The organism is Myxococcus sp. AM010, from assembly GCF_013372585.1.
Taxonomy (GTDB): domain Bacteria; phylum Myxococcota; class Myxococcia; order Myxococcales; family Myxococcaceae; genus Myxococcus; species Myxococcus vastator.
In genome coordinates this window covers 41,994-59,655 of record NZ_JABXEO010000035.1, presented here as the reverse complement: position 1 = coordinate 59,655, position 17,662 = coordinate 41,994, and the positions used below count along the sequence as shown (strand labels likewise).

General features: G+C 70.3%; 10 protein-coding genes. 5 read left to right on the top strand and 5 right to left on the bottom strand.

The window, feature by feature from the left end:
* Positions 1-3,396: 3,396 nt before the first annotated feature.
* The 4 genes from HV826_RS17825 to mnmG form a co-directional block, all read right to left on the bottom strand.
* Positions 3,397-4,053 (bottom strand): hypothetical protein, encoded by a 657-nt coding sequence (locus HV826_RS17825; RefSeq protein ID WP_176418231.1) that lies wholly within the window; start codon positions 4,051-4,053, stop codon positions 3,397-3,399.
* A gap of 84 nt (positions 4,054-4,137) precedes the next feature.
* A complete protein-coding gene (locus HV826_RS17820) occupies positions 4,138-4,560 on the bottom strand; it encodes a DUF3592 domain-containing protein (RefSeq protein WP_176418230.1) in 423 nt (140 codons plus the stop codon).
* Positions 4,561-4,723: 163 nt separating this feature from the next.
* On the bottom strand, positions 4,724-5,377 hold the full coding sequence (gene rsmG, locus HV826_RS17815) for a 16S rRNA (guanine(527)-N(7))-methyltransferase RsmG (protein ID WP_176418229.1): 654 nt from the start codon (positions 5,375-5,377) through the stop codon (positions 4,724-4,726).
* Positions 5,378-5,475: 98 nt separating this feature from the next.
* Positions 5,476-7,323, bottom strand: a complete 1,848-nt coding sequence (mnmG, locus tag HV826_RS17810; RefSeq protein WP_176418228.1) for a tRNA uridine-5-carboxymethylaminomethyl(34) synthesis enzyme MnmG — start codon at positions 7,321-7,323, stop codon at positions 5,476-5,478.
* Between the two features lie 763 nt (positions 7,324-8,086).
* Between mnmG and HV826_RS17805 the strand changes: the two genes are divergently transcribed.
* From HV826_RS17805 to HV826_RS17795, 3 genes are all read left to right on the top strand, one after another.
* Complete coding sequence (locus tag HV826_RS17805; RefSeq protein WP_176418227.1) at positions 8,087-9,334, top strand: multidrug effflux MFS transporter; 1,248 nt, start codon at positions 8,087-8,089, stop codon at positions 9,332-9,334.
* 75 nt (positions 9,335-9,409) lie between these two features.
* On the top strand, positions 9,410-10,189 hold the full coding sequence (locus HV826_RS17800) for an alpha/beta fold hydrolase (RefSeq protein WP_176418226.1): 780 nt from the start codon (positions 9,410-9,412) through the stop codon (positions 10,187-10,189).
* Positions 10,190-10,369: 180 nt separating this feature from the next.
* Positions 10,370-11,119 carry a hypothetical protein gene (locus tag HV826_RS17795; protein WP_176418225.1) on the top strand — a complete coding sequence of 250 codons (750 nt, stop codon included), beginning with the start codon at positions 10,370-10,372 and terminating at the stop codon, positions 11,117-11,119.
* 71 nt (positions 11,120-11,190) lie between these two features.
* Here the strand turns inward: HV826_RS17795 and HV826_RS17790 are convergent, their stop codons facing one another.
* Positions 11,191-14,022 carry a pitrilysin family protein gene (locus HV826_RS17790; protein ID WP_217918670.1) on the bottom strand — a complete coding sequence of 944 codons (2,832 nt, stop codon included), beginning with the start codon at positions 14,020-14,022 and terminating at the stop codon, positions 11,191-11,193.
* A 208-nt stretch (positions 14,023-14,230) separates the two neighbouring features.
* Between HV826_RS17790 and sppA the strand changes: the two genes are divergently transcribed.
* Both sppA and HV826_RS17780 read left to right on the top strand, forming a co-directional pair.
* Positions 14,231-16,021 carry a signal peptide peptidase SppA gene (gene sppA, locus HV826_RS17785; protein WP_176418223.1) on the top strand — a complete coding sequence of 597 codons (1,791 nt, stop codon included), beginning with the start codon at positions 14,231-14,233 and terminating at the stop codon, positions 16,019-16,021.
* Positions 16,022-16,255: 234 nt separating this feature from the next.
* Positions 16,256-17,539: a general secretion pathway protein GspE gene (locus HV826_RS17780; protein WP_176418222.1), complete on the top strand. Its 1,284-nt coding sequence runs from the start codon at positions 16,256-16,258 to the stop codon at positions 17,537-17,539.
* The last annotated feature ends 123 nt before the right edge of the window (positions 17,540-17,662 follow it).

The window sequence follows — 17,662 nt, the reverse complement described above, 5'->3', positions numbered from 1 at the left end:
TCCACCGCGACGTACCAACAAGCGCCGCTGCTCCGTTCCACGTGGAACAGGCGTTCGCGAACTCTCCGCGGCGGCCCCTGATGAAGCCGCGTTCGCGTTCCACGTGGAACAGGCGTTCGCGAACTCGCGGACACGCCGCGACGGCCCGCCTGAGGGAGCGGAGTCCGTGTTCCACGTGGAACTGGCGAGGCGCCGCGAACACGCATCAGCTCGGGCACCGTGTTCGCGTTCCACGTGGAACAAGCGAGGTGGCCTGGACATGACCAGGGGCCCACTCAACTGCCGCATCGTCATGCCCACTCGGCGCCCGCATCCCGTGTGGACCGGTGCGCGAGCCGCTCCATCCGGAAGGTGAAACAAGGCGATGGCGGATGTTCCCCGGCGTGGCACCAGCCTGGGGGCTTACGTGCCGCCGTCACGTTCCACGTGGAACAAGCCACCGGGCCCGCCGCAGGCCCAAGCGCCTTCATGGCGCGAGCGTTCGGAGCCAAGCTCCACCTGGAGCACGTGACGAGCGAGGTCCTCAGCACGAGCACGCTCAACCGCCGTGTTGGCATGCCCATGCGGCCACCCGTGTTCCACGTGGAACGGCTCGAAGCAGCGCACGCGAGCAGGCTCAACCACCATGCAGGGCGAGCTCCTGTCGTCCGCATGTTCCACGTGGAACCTAGGACGCGCTCGAGCGCGCCCGCTGCGCTCAACCCGCCGACACTCCCATCACTCCGGCGTTCCACGTGGAACAGGCCGCGAGCTGGGGACGCGTGGGAGCAGGCGCTCGCGCATCATCCTCAAGCTCGCCGTTTCATGTTCCACGTGGAACGGGCAGCGAGCGCCGCGCATGTCCACGCCGCCTGGCGCACGGCGGCCACTCGCTCCTGACCTCGTGTTCCACATGAGCGGAGGATGGCGTGAGCACCTGAGCGAACAGCGCCGGTTCTCCACCACGACGTGCTCACAGCCCGGCCATGTTCCACGTGGAACGAGCACCGGCTCCGCGTGGGAACCTCCAGCACTCGCTCATCCCAGCCATGTGTTCGGGTCGACGAGTCCACGCCATCTCGTTGCGCCACGTGGAACGGAAAGGCCGCTGAGCTGCGCACGCAGCAGACCCCTGCGCGTACCCACGTCTCCCGCACCACGTGAACTGCGATGGCACCGCGCATGGGCAAGCCGCACCGTTCAACCCAGCCACGCACCAACGCCTCCTCGTGCTCCGCATGGAACCGTGGATGGCACCGCGCGACCGAGCCGACTCGTTCAGGAAGGCCACTCGCTTTCGCCCTCCTCCTGTTCCACGTGGAACCACGGAGGCCATCGCGAGCGAACGAATTGCACCCGTTCAACCCAGCCACGCACCAGCGCCTCCCCTCCTGTTCCACGTGGAACCACGGAGCGCATCGCGCACGGACAAGCCGCATCCACTCAGCAAGGCCACGCACCAGCGCCTCCCCTCCTGTTCCACGTGGAACCACGGAGCGCATCGCGCACGGACAAGCCGCACCCACTCAGCAAGGCCACGCACCAGCGCCTCCTTCCTGTTCCACGTGGAACCACGGAGCGCATCGCGCACGGACAAGCCGCACTCACTCAGCACGGCCACGCACCCGCGCCTCCCTTCCTGTTCCACGTGGAACGGTGAGGGCTGCGCATGAACCCACCGTGCTCGCCCAATGTGGCCACGCGCTCGCTCCTTCTTCACCAGGCACGCTGAAGGAACTCGCAACGCGCCGCCTCCGCTCCACCTGTCTCCCGTGCTCACCCTCCCCGCTCAACGTGAAGCAGCCTGGGCCCGCACATGAGCGCGTCGCGCCCGTTCAACGCGACCCTGCGTTCGCTCCTCCTTGCTCACCGGAGAACGACGGTGGCACCGCGCATGAGCAAGCCACTCCGGTCGCGCGACGGCCCGCGCTTCCCTCCTTCCCGTTCCACGTGGAACGGCCCGGCCCAGGAGGATGAGCGCTCATCGAAGCCATGTGCTCGCGGCGCCCCACGCTCCGATTGAGTGGTGCGGGAACCCAGGCGCGCACGCGAACGGCCGACGACCTCTTCCCGAGGTGAGGCGCTCCCGGTTCCATGTGGAACGAGCGCCAGGCCGAAGACGAAGTCATCCGCTGCCGTTCACCGCGAGGACCTGCGCACGCAGGCGGAGTCCGCGAACACCTGACGGCCGTCACCCACGCTCCGCCCGCCTGGAGCACTCGCTGCTCCGGGCGCGGCCAGACGCGCTCTTCCACCACGACGCATGCGCATGCCGAGCGTCCCGTTCCACGTGGAACGGGGACCTGGGCCAGTCGCGTGAGCGAACGACATCCGCCCGTCACATGCAGGGCACGCCTCCGCGGCGGTCCGGTCATCACCTCCACGGCGCATCCACGTCGGCGCGCGGGTCTCGCGCCGCGCATCCACCGCGAAGCCACGCTCGACGCCCGCTTCCATCAACATGCCGTTCGTCCAGAACAAGCACGCGTCCGCTCATGCCGATGCGACCGCTCGCGCGTCGCGACGCACGGAGCGCTTCCATGCCGAACCCGGTGACCACCACGGTCCGCATGAGGCACTGACCGGATGAACGCCCTGCGCGAAGCGGTGCGGCCATCACGAATCACCGCTCGCATCTGCCTGAGCCAAAGGTCCCGCGAACAGCGACGTCAGGCACCAACACGCAGCCCGACTTGGAGGGCCTCAGGAACACGAACCGTGGCGCCCACCGAACCCAAAGGTGACTGACCCTCGCGCAGCACCGCGCACGAAGAGGCCGGACGCGAAGCTCCATCCCGGTCGCTCTCGCGCCTCCAACTGCGCGCGGCCGGGGCGACCTCGCGCCCCAACGAGACGGCATCGCCGAGCCGGCCATGCGCTGCATCCCCATTCATCCGAATGCCTCGAAAGCGCTCGGAGGCGGACCGCTCCACACAGGACGGACGCGCAGCCACGTGTGAACGAAACCCGTCGAGGATGCACTTCGTCGTCACCCCATCCCGACGTGCCTCAAGCAGCCCGAGGCGCCGTGTTGCGACGTTCGCTCGCGCCCGCTGCGCGACTGTCCCGAGCACCGGGAGGGAGCACGGATGCAGCGTTCAGCAAGCAGCCCCACTGCCGCACGGACTCCGTACATCCGACAGCACGAGCGTTGTGATGCCTGGCCGGAGGACGAGCGCAGCCCCTGCTCACGCAGCACTCAACCACCAGCCCGCGCCTCGACAGGGACCTCGGCAACCCGTGACGCGGCCGTGCTGGCGCATCATCCAACCGCTCGTCCTCCCGCATGCCGCGGTCACCGTGCGCCGCAGGTCCTCAACGATGCTCCCGAGACACCCTCCAACCGCTCGCCAGCCTGCATGGCGCGAGGTGCGCGCATCCCGTTCGACACGCCCACCACGCACCCGCGGAACCAACTCAGGAACGCGGAGCCACGGGCTCCACGAAGTACGTCTGCTTGTGCCGGGGGTCCGCCTCGTAGACCTCAGCGAAGGCGCGAGCCCCCTGCTCACACTCAAGCCGGGCCACCTCCGCGCGATTGCCGTATTCATCCTGACGGATGACGGCCCAGACCTTCAAAGCGGCGTCCTCATGGGCCGGCGGTCCGCGGAGCTCCACGGAGTACGACTGCTTGTGCCCACGCGCTTCGAGGATGCGCGCGAAGCACGCCACATGCGCGCGCTCGGGCGACTGCGCGACGTCGTAGCGATTGCCCGTCTCATCCATGCGCGTGAGAACCCAGCCTTCACGCGGAATGCGCAGCCCCTCGTCCGCTCTCCACTCCACGACCTCGTCCTTCAATCCCAGGTGGGCCAGGGCGTGGTCGACCTCCATGGGCTCGATGAACACATGGAACCGGTCGGCCTCTCGCATCGAGACGACCACCAGCTCGAGCCCACACTCACTGCGCCAATTCCAGTGCGCCTCCTGGAAGCGGCCCTCATCGTGAGGCACCACCCGGTGCGGCGGGCCCCACTGGCGCTCGAAGCGGGAGCGCGAGGCCTTCAACGTGGCAGCGTGCGCGTGACGCTCGAACAACCAGACGCGCGGGCGGTCCGTCGGCAGCGGCTTCATGCGTGGCACCTCCGCCGTGAAACCTAACGAGGGCCCCGGCTCGCGCCCACCCCATCTGGCGCAGCGCGAGCCCTCCCAATGCGCTCAGAGTCCGAAGCGCCACGCCGCGAAGCTGAACATGAGCAGCAGCGCAGCCACGCCCCCCGCGCCAACAGCGCCCAGCCACAGCTCCATGAACGAGTCGATGCGGCCGTCCTCGGGTGACTCCGCCAGATAGAGCACGGCGACAAGCTCCCCGTGCTCGTACTCGGGCGGGTCACCGGCCATGCCGGTGATCCACGCCTCGTCACCGCTCGGGGTGACGAAGCGGACATGGGGTTGGTACGTCGTGATTTCGCGGTCGCGATTCGAGTGCCGACGCAGGGGCTCCGTCACCACGACCATCTTCACGGTGCCTTCGGTGCGCACGGCCTCACTCAAGAACAGCGCGGTGCGCGTCACCAGGAAGGCGGCCAGGCACGACACGAGCACACCGAGTCCGAGGAGAATCTTCCAGGGCGCTGGCATGCGAACACGGTGGGACGGGGCAAAAGGCAATCGCATGTTCGAGGCGCTCGGGGTGGTGCTCGCCTGGAAGTTTCATCCCCTCCCCGGGATGTCCAGCGAACTCACACCCGGCACTTCACCCGTCGCAGGCCCGGCATGACTCACGGGCCTGCGCTCCCCTCCCCTACTCCTTCGCGAACACCGCCACCTGGCGCTCGGCGCTGGAGAACGGCAGCCGGTACGAGCGCGCGGACACGACGCGCAGTTGCCGCTCCGCCGCGCGCGCCGCCAGCTCCGCGTCCGGCTGCGCCTTGCCGAGCATCGCCACCACGCGCCCGCCCGGCTCCACATACGCGGGCGCCAGCGCGAGCCAATCCGGCAGGTCCATGAAGGCGCGCGCGATCAGCACCTCGGCGCGCGGAATCCCCTCCGTCTCCGGCGCACCTTCCGCGCGCGCGTGCAGACCGCGCACGCCTTGCAACCCCAGGCTCGCCGCCGCGGCCTTGATGAACGCGGCCTTCTTGCCCACCGTGTCCACCAGCGTGACGCCCAGCGAGGGCAGCGCCAGCTTCAACGGCAGCCCCGGGAAGCCCGCGCCCGCGCCCAAATCCAGCAACGTCGCCGCGCCCGTCACCTCCGGCAACACCGCGAGCGAATCCAGGAAGTGCTTCTCCAGCACCTCCTCCGGCGCCGTAATCGCCGTGAGGTTCACCTTCGCGTTCCACTTGAGCAGCTCGCTCATCAACCGCTGGAGCCGCGGCCCCAGGTCCGCCGCCACCGTCACTCCCAGCGCCCGGCACCCCGCCGCGAGCTGATCCTCGAACCGCGCGTTATCCACAAGCCCTCCGCGTCAAACCTACCTACAACCCACTGGAATCATTCAGGAGATAGCCACCCGAAAAGTTTCCCACACGTTGTCCACAGCCTCTTATTTGATCAGTCCTCGGGCCGCGAGCAGACTGTGGGTGCCCCGGCTCCGCGCTTGAGCGCCACCAGCAGCAGCGACACCGCGGCGGGCGTCAGCCCCGGAATCCGGCGCGCCTGCCCCACCGTCCCGGGCCGATGCGCGGTCAGCTTCTCCACCGCCTCCGCGCTCAGCCCCCGCACCTCGTTGAAGCGGTAGCCCTCCGGAATCCGCCACCGGTCCGTGGACTCGGCCTCGCGCGCCGCCGCCCTCGCGGCCTGGGCCACGTAGCCCTCGTACTTCACCTCGACCTCCACCTCCTCGGCGACGTCGGGTGACAGCGCCGGCCAGTCCTCGCGGCCCTCGCCCAGCTGCGCGTACGTCAGCTCCGGCCGCCGCAGCCGCGCCGCCAGCCCGGTGCGCTTCAGCCGCGCCACCTCCTCCGTCACCGCGCGGCCTCGCGCCTCCGCCCGCTCCAGGGCCTCGCGCGGCAGCAGCCCCACCCGGTGCCCGTGACGGGCCAGCCGCAGGTCCGCGTTGCCCTCGCGCAGCTTCAGCCGGTGCTCGGAGCGGCTGGTGAACATGCGGAACGGCTCGTCCACGCCCTTGGTCACCAGGTCATCCACCAGCACCGCGCCGTGGGCCTCGTCGCGGCCCGGCAGGAGCGGCGGCTCGCCCTTCACCTGGAGCGCCGCGTTGACGCCGGCCCACAGGCCCTGGAAGGCCGCCTCCTCGTAGCCCGAGGTGCCGTTGAGCTGCCCCGCGAAGTACAGGCCGGCGATGGCCTTCGTCTCCAGCGTGGCCTTGAGCTGCGTGGGCGGCGCGTAGTCGTACTCCACCGCGTAGCCGAAGCGGACCACCTCCACCTGCTCCAGGCCCGGAATGGTGCGCAGGAAGGTGAGCTGCACGTCCGCCGGCAGGCTGGTGGACAGGCCCGCCGGGTACACCAGCGGCGACGTGGGCCCCTCCGGCTCCAGGAACACCTGGTGCTTCTCGCGCGAGGCGAAGCGCACCACCTTGTCCTCCAGCGACGGGCAGTAGCGCGGCCCCCGGCCGACGATGTCGCCCTGGTACAGCGGCGAGCGGTGCAGGTTGTCGCGCAGCACCGCGTGCGTGCGCGGCGTCGTCGCCGTGAGCGCGCACGTCACCGAGGGCTGACGGGGAAACGGCATGCCGCCCTCCCCTTCCATTTTCGTGCGCCAGGAGAAGGGCCGCGCGCGGGTGTCCCCCGGCTGCGGCTCCAGCGCGTCCCAGTCGATGCTCGCGCGCGCCAGCCGCGCCGGCGTGCCCGTCTTGAAGCGGCCCAGGGTGAAGCCCAGCGCGCGCAGCGACTCCGACAGCCCGCGCGCCGCCTCGTCACCCAGCCGGCCGCCGACCTCCTTCTGCTCGCCCACGTGCATCAGCGCCTGGAGGAAGGTGCCCGTGGTGAGCAGCACCGCGGAGGCCGCCACCTGCGCGCCGTCCTTCAGCACCACACCCTCGATGCGGCCACCACCGGCCACCAGCGCGGCGACCTCGCCTTCGCGCACCGTGAGGTTCGGCTGGGAGAAGAGCACCGCCTGCATGCCGGCCGCGTAGGCGTCCCGGTCGCAGAGCAGGCGCGAGGCCTGCACCGCGGGCCCCTTGGAGGCATTCAGCGTCTTGAAGTGCGTGCCGGCCTGGTCGGCGGCGCGCCCCATCTCTCCGCCGAGCGCATCCAGCTCTCGCACCAGGTGCCCCTTGGCCGTGCCCCCCACCGCCGGGTTGCAGCTCATCACCGCCGAGCGCTCGCGCTTCAGCGTCAGGCCCAACGTGGCCAAGCCCATCCGCGCGCAGGCGAGCGCCGCCTCACTGCCCGCATGGCCCAGCCCCACCACGATGACGTCGTACCGGAGTCCCATGTCTCACGAAGGTCGCGGGCGACGCGGGCAGGCTGACCTGCCTCGCCGCCGTTTCGCGCCTTCGTATGGCGCCCAACCCGGGCCCTTGGCAAGCAAAGGCCCCGAGCGAGGCAGGGCGCCCGGTGGAGCGAGCGCCCTGCCCCGCCCTCGTTCGAGAATTTACGGAAGCGCGCGAGGCAGCCAGTGGGAGGGGATGAGGCGCTGTCTGCCTCGCGCGCACCGGCCACCCGGCGGAAGGTCGGGCCAGGCCATCAAGCCTGACCGCGCCCCCCGTCCCGGGCGGCAAAAACCAGGTCATCGCGTGGGGAGAAAGGAATGGCGCCGCCCGCCCCCCCGGGATGACGGCACCTCCCCGCTCAACGGACCTGAAGGTCCGCCCCACGCTGGCGCGGCCCCCGGCCCCCATGGCCAGGGCACCACGCTTTTCCCCCGCGCGCGACGTCAGCGCTGATGCCGCGCGCGGGGGAATCGGGTGTCGCGTACACGGATGGGTGGACTCGCTCCGTGCGGTGAGGGCGCAGTGGCGAAATCGAGCTCGGGCCGCCAGGGCCCGACACCTTCGTGTGCGCGACGGGAAAAGGAATAACCCGGGGGTCTGACATGCCGGTGGCGGCCCACGCGGCTGCTCGGCGGGTGGGGGGACGGTGGGTACAGCCACGGCGTTCCCTTCCAGCAATCGTGCTTCTGGGCGCGCGGCACATCCACGGCGCGGAGGCGGAGGGCCGGTTATCCGCCGGGGCTCGGCCCTTGGCCCAGGGAGTCCATGACCACGTCTTCGAACAGGCCCGCCGTGCAGGGCACGCTCGGGCTCGAGCTGCTGCTGGGGACACTGACCGCGTTCGCGCCGCTCTCCATCGACATGTACCTGCCGGCGCTGCCGCGCATCGCGGAGGACCTGCAATCCACCGCGCCGGCCATCCAGCTCACGCTCGCGTCGTGCTTCGCGGGGCTGGCGCTGGGCCAGCTCTTCACGGGCCCGCTCATCGACCGCTTCGGGCGCACGCGTCCGCTCTACGCGGGCCTGGCGCTGTACGTCCTGGGCTCGCTGGGCTGCGCGCTGGCGCCGTCGGCTCCCATGCTGGTGGCCCTGCGCTTCGTGCAGGCGCTGGGTGGCTCGGTGGCCCTGGTCGTTCCGCGCGCCGTGGTGCGTGACTTGTGGTCCGGCGTTGACGCCGCGCGGACGATGTCGCGGCTGATGCTGGTCATGGGCGTGGCGCCCATCCTCGCGCCGCTGCTGGGCGGCCTGGTGCTCCGGTACTCGGGGTGGCGGGCCATCTTCGTGGCGCTGGCGGCGGTGGGCGCGGTGGCGCTGGCCTTCGTGCTGAAGTCGCTGCCGGAGACGGCGCCGCCGCACGAGGGCTCGCAGACGATGCGCTCCCGGCTGGGCGCATTGATGAAGGACCCGGACTTCGTGGGCCCGGCGCTGGCCGGAGGCTTCGCGCAGGCGGGCATGTTCGCGTACATCGCGGGCTCGCCGTTCGTGTTCATCTCGCTGTATGGCATTCCGGAGGAGCACTTCGGCTGGTTCTTCGGCGTCAACGCGCTGGGCTTGATTGCGGTGGCGCAGCTCAACCGCAAGCTGGTGACGCACCTGCCGCTGCACCGGCTGCTGCGTCTGGCATTGAGCCTGTGTGTCGTCGCGGCGGCGGCCGTGCTGGTGGTGGCGTGGACCGGCTTCATGGGCCTATGGGGCATCGCCGTCACGCTGTTCTTCTTCGTGTCGCTCATGGGCCTGGTGGGACCCAACGCGACTGCGATTGCGCTGGAGCGGCACGCCGCGCGCGCGGGCATGGCGTCGGCCGCGCTGGGCGCGCTCCAGTTCACCGCGGCGGCCGGTGCGTCGTGGGCCGTGAGCACGTTCAACAATGGCACCGCGCTGCCCATGGCCGGGGTCATGGCCGCCATGGCGCTGCTCGCGTGGCTCGCCGCGTTCGTCGGGCTCCGGGCACGCACGCGCCAGCAGGGGGCAGTGGCGCTGGGCGACGTGGCGTCACGGCAGGGCGCGGCCTGAACCCGACACTCGCGAGGGGCAGGGGAGGGTGCCCCCAGCGCGCGGGCCGCGAATCGTGTCATCGTCCCGCGCGCCATGACCTCTACCTCGCGTACCGTCCAGGGACCCGCGGGCCAGCTCGCTGTCACCGACGCTGGCAGCGGCGGCCTTCCCGTCGTCTTCGTCCACAGCAACGCCTCCCAGCGTGAGCAGTGGGCCGCGCAGCAGGCACACCTGAAGCAGCGCACCGTGTCGTTCGACCTGCGCGGCATGGGCGACTCGGAGCTCGACGCCCAGGGCCGCTACGGCGCCGAGGAAATGGCCCATGACCTTCATGCGGTGGCCACGGCCCTGGACCTGGAGCGCTTCGTCCTGGTGGGCCACAGCTTCGGCGGCTACGTCGCGGCGGAGTACGCCCGTGGCTGGCCCGAGCGGCTCGCCGGGCTCGTCATCGCGGACGCCGCGGGGACGATGCCGCCGCTCCCGCCCGAGCAGCTCCAAGGCTTCCACGAAGGCACACGTCCTGATTCCTACCGCGCCTTCATGGACGCGTGGTTCACGCCCATCCTCCAGAACGCGAAGCCGCACACGCACGAGTCGGTGATGCGCTGGCTGCACGCCACGCCGCGCGAGGTGGTGGTCGGCGCGCTGGAGAGCATGCTCACGTTCAACTCGGACCGCGTGCTGGAGCGCTACAAGGGCCCATTCCACACGCTCGTCGTGGACGCCTTCATCCAGCCCCATGCCTACCACCTGCTGTACCCAGGCACGCCGCACACCGTGTTCTCAGGTGTCAGCCATTGGTTGATGATGGATGCACCGGAGCGCTTCAACGCCGCGCTGGACGCCTTCCTCGCCACGCTGCCGCCGCGCTGAAGGGGAGGGGAGGGCGCGTCACACGCTGCGCACCGCGTCCTGGGTTTCGCGGATTGACATCCACGCGAATCGTGACGTGTCAGGTAATTCCCAGCACCCGCTCCTCGACGGAGCGGCGTGGCCCGCTGCGTCAGGAAAGCAGGCACAGCCATTGCTGTGTTTCAGGTGCAGGAGGCTGCCATGAGACGACTCCGCCGCACCTGCTTCGCGCTGGGGATTTCCTTTGCCGTCACCGGATGCACCACCACGCTGTACAAACCCAATCAAGTCAGCGCGCCGCTCTTGCGAGAGGAGGGTGAGCTGAAGGGGACGCTCGGCAACAACAACCTCCAGGTGGCCTGGTCCCCACGCGAGGGCGTTGGCCTGCTGGCCCAGGGTTATTACGAGCGGTATGCGGAAGGGGAGCGCCGCGCGAACGGCGCGCTCGGTGAAGTGGGAGGCGGCCTTTACGGCACCTTCCTGGGCAACGGCGTGTGGGAGGCCTACGGCGGTCTGGGCTACGGCCAATCCACCGCGAGCGACCGGCTGGAGGTGAACGGCGCCATGCCCCGCGACGTCGGCTTCACGGCCCGCGCCGTGCGTGCCTTCATTCAACCGAACCTGGGCTACGTCACGCCCTACTTCGAGCTCGCGGGCTCGGTGCGCCTGTCCGCGGTGAAGTATGTCTCGCTCGACGCAACTGGCTACACCGACGCGGAGCGCACCCGCGAGTTCCTCGTGGCCGACGACGTGACACGCCCCGTGTGGCTCTTCGCCGAGCCCGCCGTGACGGTGAAGGGCGGCTACAAGTGGGTAAAGGTCTACGTGCAGCGCGCGTGGGCGCTCAAGCTGGGCGGCGAGCCGCTTCCCCATGAGCGGCACAGCACGGTAGTGGGGCTCAGCGTGAACGTGGCCAGTTGGTACCACGACTTCCAGTGGGGCTCCCGGTAGGCAAAAGCCCCGCGGCGCCACTGAGGCACCGCGGGGCTTCCAATCCCTCACAAGGATGACGGACTACCGCGTCACGGCGCGGCGGGGGCCTTCACCGCGGGCGCGGCCTTCTTCTGCGCGGTGGCGAAGTCGCCCGCGCGCACCTGCGTCACCTTCGTCCAGTCCAGGTGCCGCGCCATGGCCTTGCGCACGTCCTCCGGCTTGAGCTGCGTCAGCCTCTGCTCCAGCGCCGCATCGAAGGCCAGCGTGCGGCCCAGGAACAGGTAGCTGGCGAGCTGCCGCGCGAGGCTCCCGTCCTGCGCCCGCGCCGACTGCCGGTACTCCAGGATGCCCGAGCGCGCCTTGTTCAGCTCCTCCGCCGAGTAGCCCTTCCGCACCGCGCGCGTCACCTCTTCGCGCATGGCCGTCTCCAGCCGGGCCGCGTTCTCCGGGGCGTAGATGGCGTAGGTGAAGAAGGTGCCCACCTCGTCCACGTCGCTCGCGTCCAGGCTGCTGGCCACGCCGTAGGAGAGGCCGTCCTGCTGACGGATGCGCGTGGCCAGCCGCGAGTTGAGGAAGCCGCCGCCCAGCACGAAGTTGCCCAGCATCAGCGCCGGCCAATCCTTGTCATCCTTGCGGAGCTTCAGCGACTGGCCGGCCATGTAGTACGCGTTGGCCTTGTCCGGCGTCTCCAGCGCGACGGACGCGGCCTCACCGCCGCCGAACACCTGCTGCACGCGCTGGTACGGCGCGGGGCTCTTCCAGCCACCCAGCAGGGTGCCCGCGAGCGCCGTCACGTCCTTGGGCTCGAAGTCACCCACCACGGCCAGCTCGCCATTCGACGCGCCGTAGAAGGCCTTGTGGAAGGCGCGCGCCTGCTCCAGCGTGGTGTCCTTCACCCCGGCGATGCGCTCGTCCAGCGTGGCCACGTAGTAGGGGTGGCCCTTCGGGTAGTGGCCCGACAGCGAACGCCAGAAGGCGATGTTGCCCAGCGTCTGCGGCTCGCTGCGCTCGGACTCCAGCGACGCCAGCCGCTCCTGCTTCAGCAGGGCGAACTCCTTCTCGTCGAAGGCGGGCTCGCGCAGCACCTCGGCCACCAGCTTGAGCACCTCCGGCAGGCTCTCCCGCGGGCACTCGATGGAGGCGGAGGCGCCGGTGCTGCCGCCATCCACGCCAACGCGCGCCTTCAGCTTGTCGAACGCGTCCTGGAGCTGCTGGCGCGTGTGCTGCTTCGTGCCGCGCATCAGCATGCGCCCGGCGTACTGCGCCGCGTCCGCCTTGCCGCGCAGCGCCTCCTCCGTGCCCCAGCGCAGGGTGAGGGACACGTTCACCATGTTGCCGCGCGTCTTCTTCGGCAGCACCGCGTACTTCACGCCGCCCGGCAGCTCACCGCGCTGCACGCGCGACTCGATGTTGGCCGGTGACGGGTCGAACGCCTCGCCCTGCGCCACGGCCTCGCGGCCCTTGAAGCCGTCCATCATCTTCGCCACGTTGACTGGCGCCGGCAGCTCCGCGCGGTCTGGCTTCGGCGTGGGGATGAAGGTGCCCAGCGTCCGGTTGGAGGACTTGAGGTAGGCGGACGCCACGCGCGTCACGTCCGCGGGCGTCACCGCCTCGATGCGGTCGCGGTGCAGGAAGAGCAGGCGCCAGTCACCGGTGGCCTCCCACTCCGACAGGTTGATGGCGACGCGCTCGGAGTTGTTGATGGTGAGGTCGATGTACTTGGACAGCGTGGCCTTGGCCCGGTTGACCTCCTCCTCGGTGAAGGGCGTGCGGGCCGCGGCCTCCACCGTCTTCAGCAGCGCCTCGCGGGCCGCGGCCACCGGCTGGTCGTCGCGCATCTCCGCGCTGAAGACGATGATGCCCGGGTCGCGGAGCTGGAGGTTCGACGCGCTCACGCGCGAGGCCTTCTTCGTCTCCACCATCGACTTGTAGAGGCGCCCGGAGGGGTTGTTGCCCATGACCAGCGTCAGCACGTCGATGGCGGCGAAGTCGGGGTGCGCGCCTTCAGGCACGTGGTACAGGCTGGTGAGCAGCGCGGTGTCACCCACGCGGCGCAATTGCACCTCGCGCTCGCCGTCCTGCGTGGGCTCGGCGGTGTACGTGGCGGGCAGGGGGATGTTGGGCTTCTTCAGCTTGCCGAAGGTGTCCTGAATCATCGACAGGGCCTTGGCTTCCTCGAAGCGGCCCGCCACCACCAGCACGGCGTTATCCGGCCGGTAGTACTTCCGGTAGAAGGCCTGGAGCCGGTCGATGGGCACGTTCTCCAAGTCGGAGCGCGCGCCGATGGTGGCCTTGCCGTAGCTGTGCCAGATGTACGCGGCGCTCATCACGCGCTCGAAGAGGATGCCGCGCGGGTCGTTCTCGCCGGACTCGAACTCGTTGCGGACGACGGTCATCTCGCTGTCGAGGTCCTTCTTCGCGATGAAGCTGTTGACCATGCGGTCGGCTTCAAAGGACAGGGCCCAGCGGAGGTTGGCGTCGGAGGCGGGCAGCGTCTCGTAGTAGTTGGTGCGGTCCAGCCAGGTGGTGCCGTTGGGCCGGGCGCCGCGCTCGGTGAGCGCCTGGGGCACGTTGCGCGTGGTGGGCGTGCCCTTGAACATCAGGTGCTCCAGCAGATGGGCCATGCCCGTCTCGCCGTAGCCTTCATGCTTGCTGCCCACGAAGTACGTCACGTTGACCGTCACCGTGGGCTTGGTGGGGTCGGGGAAGAGGAGCACCTTCAGCCCGTTGGGCAGGCGGTACTCGGAGATGCCTTCCACGCTCGTCACGGGGGCGAGCGCGCGGCCCTTCGCCTTGCTCTTCGTGACAGCGGACGGGGTGGCGGGGGCCTTGTTGGCGACGGCGGGAGTCTGGGCCCACACTGGCGTGCCGGCCACCATCAGCAGGGCCGCCACCAGGGCGAGCGGGGTACGACGCTTCATGCGGTCCTCGCGGGTCTTTTTGGAATGCACCGGCTTCTAACCCGAGTTGGCCCCCGGGCCATCCCGAACGGTGGCACTCCGAGCAACCCGGCGTCGCTGAAGCGACCGCCGTGGGGACGTGCAAGCATCGTCGCCCGCGCGCGTTAGTAGTAAGCACCCCTTGCCAGGACCGTACCCTGTCTCTCCCGGGCATCAGGAGTCCCTTCGGATGAAACGATTCTTCATCGGCGCGCTGGCCTTCGTGGGCGCGCTGTCTGTCCTCTTCGTGGTGGGCCTCGTGGGATTGATGCTGCTCGCGTCCGCGAGCAAGCCCGGGGTGCCCTCCAACCTCGTGCTGGAGCTGGATTTGGAAGAGCCGCTGTCGGAGCACGGGGGAGGGGACTCGCTGATGGGGGCCTTTGGCGAGGCGCCCACCACGGTGCGCGACGTGGTGGAGGCGCTGGAGAAGGCCGGAGACGACACCCGCGTGAAGTCCCTGCTGGTGCGCATCGGCCATCCGGGGACGCCAGCCGCCACGCAGGAGCTGCGCGACGCGGTGAAGGCCTTCCGCGCCAAGGGCAAGAAGGCGGTGGCGTACTCCGACACCTTCGGCGAGCTGGGCAACAGCACGCTGGGCTACTACCTGGCGTCCGCCTTCGACGAAATCTACATCCAGCCGTCGGGGGACGTGAACATCAACGGGCTCGCCTTCGAGCTGCCCTTCGCCCGCGAGGCCTTCTCCAAGCTGGGCGTGACGCCGCGCTACTTCGCCCGCTACGAGTACAAGAACGCCATCAACTCCTACACGGAGCAGGACTACACGGCGCCGCACCGCGAGGCCACCGAGCGCTTCACGAACAGCCTCTTCGGCCAGATTGTGCGCGGCATCGCCGAGGACCGCGGGCTGACGGAGGACGTCGTGCGGAGCCTCATCGACAAGGCGCCGTTGATGGCGCAGGAGGCGATGGAGGCGAAGCTGGTGACGGGGCTGCGCTACCGGGACGAGGTGCTCGGCGGGCTGGAGGCGCAGGCCGGCGAGGGCGCGCGCTTCCTCTACGTGAAGAAGTACCTGGAGCGCGCCGGCAGGCCGAACGTGTCCGGGGACACCATCGCCCTGGTGTACGGCGTGGGCGAGGTGATGCGCGGGAAGAACCAGTCCAACCCGCTGTCGGGCGGACAGTCCATGGGCGCGGAGAGCGTCGCCGCGGCGCTGCGCAAGGCCACCGAGGACTCGCGGGTGAAGGCCATTGTCTTCCGCGTGGACAGCCCGGGCGGCAGCTACGTGGCCAGCGACACCGTGCGCCGCGAGGTGCAGCGCGCGAAGGAGGCGGGCAAGCCCGTCATCGTCACCATGGGCAGCTACGCCGCCAGCGGTGGCTACTTCGTCGCCATGGAGGCGGACCGCATCGTCGCGCAGCCGGGCACGTTCACCGGCAGCATCGGCGTGTACGCGGGCAAGTTCGTCACGGCGGGCTTCTGGGAGAAGCTGGGGGTGAACTTCGACAGCGTCGCCGTGGGGAAGAACGCGGAGATGTTCGGCACGGACGCGGACTACACGCCGGAGCAGCAGGCCCGCATGGACGCGTCGCTGGACCGCATCTACGCGGACTTCACGACGCGCGCGGCGGCCAGCCGGAAGCTCCCGCTGGAGAAGCTGCAGTCGCTGGCCAAGGGCCGCGTGTGGACGGGTGAGGACGCCCTGGCGCACGGGCTGGTGGACGCGCTGGGCGGCTACCCCAAGGCGCTCGAGCTGGCGAAGGAGGCCGCGAAGCTGCCGGCCGACGCCCGCGTCAACGTGGAGGTGTATCCGCGCAAGAAGCCCGCGTCCGCCATCCTCTCCGAGCTGCTGGGCCAGACGGGCGACAACAGCGAGGACGACGCCGCCTCCATCAGCGTCCTGTCCCCGTGGACGAGCCTGGTGGCGGGCGTGCGCAAGGTGTACGCCGTGGGCGCGCGGGTGGGCCTCTTCGAGGGCACGCGCGGCGAGCTCTACGCCCCCCTGCCCGAGGCGAGCTGGTAGCGCGTCCTCCCAGGACGCGGACGCGTGGCGCCGGGACGCCCTGGTGCCACGCCGCCCGCGCCCGCGACGAGGGAGGGGTCGGTCCCCACCTTGCAAGTGGCGCGGCGACGGAAGCGTCTGTCGCCTGCCGGGAAGCTCCCGGGCGAATGGAAGCGTAGAAGACATTGTGACCTTCCCGGACTCGGGCTGCCCCATGGGGCTGGCGGCCAGGGCGGAAGGCGTGAGGGGGACGAGATGAAGAAGCGACTGGGTGACATCCTGATGGAGCGGGGTGTGGTGGACGCGTTGCAGCTCCACTCGGCGCTGGCGTACCAGCGCAAGTGGGGCGTGCCGTTGGGGCAGGTGGTGGTGGACCAGCGCTTCAGCACCCCGCAGCAGGTCCTGGAGGCCCTGGCGCTCCAGGCGGGGATGCAGACGGTGGACCTGGACGTCCAGCCGCCGGACGCGAGCCTGACGTGGCTGATTCCGGAGCGCGTGGCGGAGGCGCACCGGGTGGTGCCGCTGAAGCTGGAAGGGCAGGGGAGCCGGGACTCGGTGCTGGTGGTGGCCATCGCCGCCCCCGCCAGTCTGGCGTCCCTGGACGCGGTGAAGAGCGTGTCCGGCAAGCCGCGCGTGGTGGCGAAGCTGGCGTCGGACGCGGCCATCCGCCGGGCCATTGGCCGGCTCTACCGGGGCGAAACCGGTGAGGCGGTGCCCCGGCGGTCCGGACTGGAGAGCTTCTCACTGCCCGAGGCCGACGAGCGCATGCCCATGGTGCTCGGCGGCAGCATGGCGGAGCTGACGAACATGGAGGACCCTGGCGGCGATGACGGGCTGCCGCTGCTGTCCTCGCTGGAGGAGGTCGTCGCGCAGCCGCAGGCGGTGCCGTCACGGATGGAGCGGCTGGTGCAGGCCATCCGCGCCATGCCCGCGGAGGTGGCGCAGCCCTCGCCGCAGGTGCAGCAGCCGCGGGACTCGCGGGCCGTGCCCGCGGGCTCGACGGTGGGAGCGCACCCCGCGCAGTCACTGCCGCTGAGCGCCGCGTCGTCTTCGCTCCAGGAAGGGGCGCACGTCGTCCGCGCGGCTCGGCCGCTGTCCCCGAAGGCCCCATTCTCCGCCCAGGCCGTGCACCTCGCCGCGAGGAAGCGTGCGCCCGCGGTGCCCGTGCTCACGGCCGCGCAGCCGGTGCCCATGGCGCAGGTGCTCGTGTACGGGTGGGGCGCGGAGGCCAGCGCGGGAATCGTCCGGGTGTTGTCGGAGGCCGGCTTGAGCGCGCGCGTCGCCAGCACGGCGGAGCTGCTCGCGGCGAATGAGGCGCAGGTGGTGGTGGCGCCGCTGCCGTCCATGGAGGCGCTGCGCCAGCAGACGCACGCGCGGGTGCTGGTGGCGGGCAAGACGCCGGAGCAGGACCTGCCGCGTGCCCAGGCGGTGGGCGCCCGGGGCTTCCTCGCCGCTCCCGTGGATCCAGACCTGCTCCTGCGCGCCGTGCGGCGGTTGGCGCGGGCCCCGGGTGACGCGGACCTCAAGCGGGCCAGCTGAACCGTCACACGGCCCATCCAGGGATGGCGACGGGAGCTTCAACCTGGTCGCCATGACCTTCCAGCAGGAGCCAGGCGGTAGCCGGGTGGCGCTCCCTCATCGGTAGAGCGCCTCGCGGTGAAG

What these genes read in the sequence shown, in the direction of transcription:
- HV826_RS17825 (WP_176418231.1), bottom strand. Translation starts at nt 4,053, where the DNA reads ATGAAGCCGCTGCCGACGGACCGCCCGCGCGTCTGGTTGTTCGAGCGT.
- HV826_RS17820 (WP_176418230.1), bottom strand. Translation starts at nt 4,560, where the DNA reads ATGCCAGCGCCCTGGAAGATTCTCCTCGGACTCGGTGTGCTCGTGTCG.
- mnmG (WP_176418228.1), bottom strand. Translation starts at nt 7,323, where the DNA reads ATGGGACTCCGGTACGACGTCATCGTGGTGGGGCTGGGCCATGCGGGC.
- HV826_RS17805 (WP_176418227.1), top strand. Translation starts at nt 8,087, where the DNA reads ATGACCACGTCTTCGAACAGGCCCGCCGTGCAGGGCACGCTCGGGCTC.
- HV826_RS17800 (WP_176418226.1), top strand. Translation starts at nt 9,410, where the DNA reads ATGACCTCTACCTCGCGTACCGTCCAGGGACCCGCGGGCCAGCTCGCT.
- HV826_RS17795 (WP_176418225.1), top strand. Translation starts at nt 10,370, where the DNA reads ATGAGACGACTCCGCCGCACCTGCTTCGCGCTGGGGATTTCCTTTGCC.
- HV826_RS17790 (WP_217918670.1), bottom strand. Translation starts at nt 14,022, where the DNA reads ATGAAGCGTCGTACCCCGCTCGCCCTGGTGGCGGCCCTGCTGATGGTG.
- sppA (WP_176418223.1), top strand. Translation starts at nt 14,231, where the DNA reads ATGAAACGATTCTTCATCGGCGCGCTGGCCTTCGTGGGCGCGCTGTCT.
- HV826_RS17780 (WP_176418222.1), top strand. Translation starts at nt 16,256, where the DNA reads ATGAAGAAGCGACTGGGTGACATCCTGATGGAGCGGGGTGTGGTGGAC.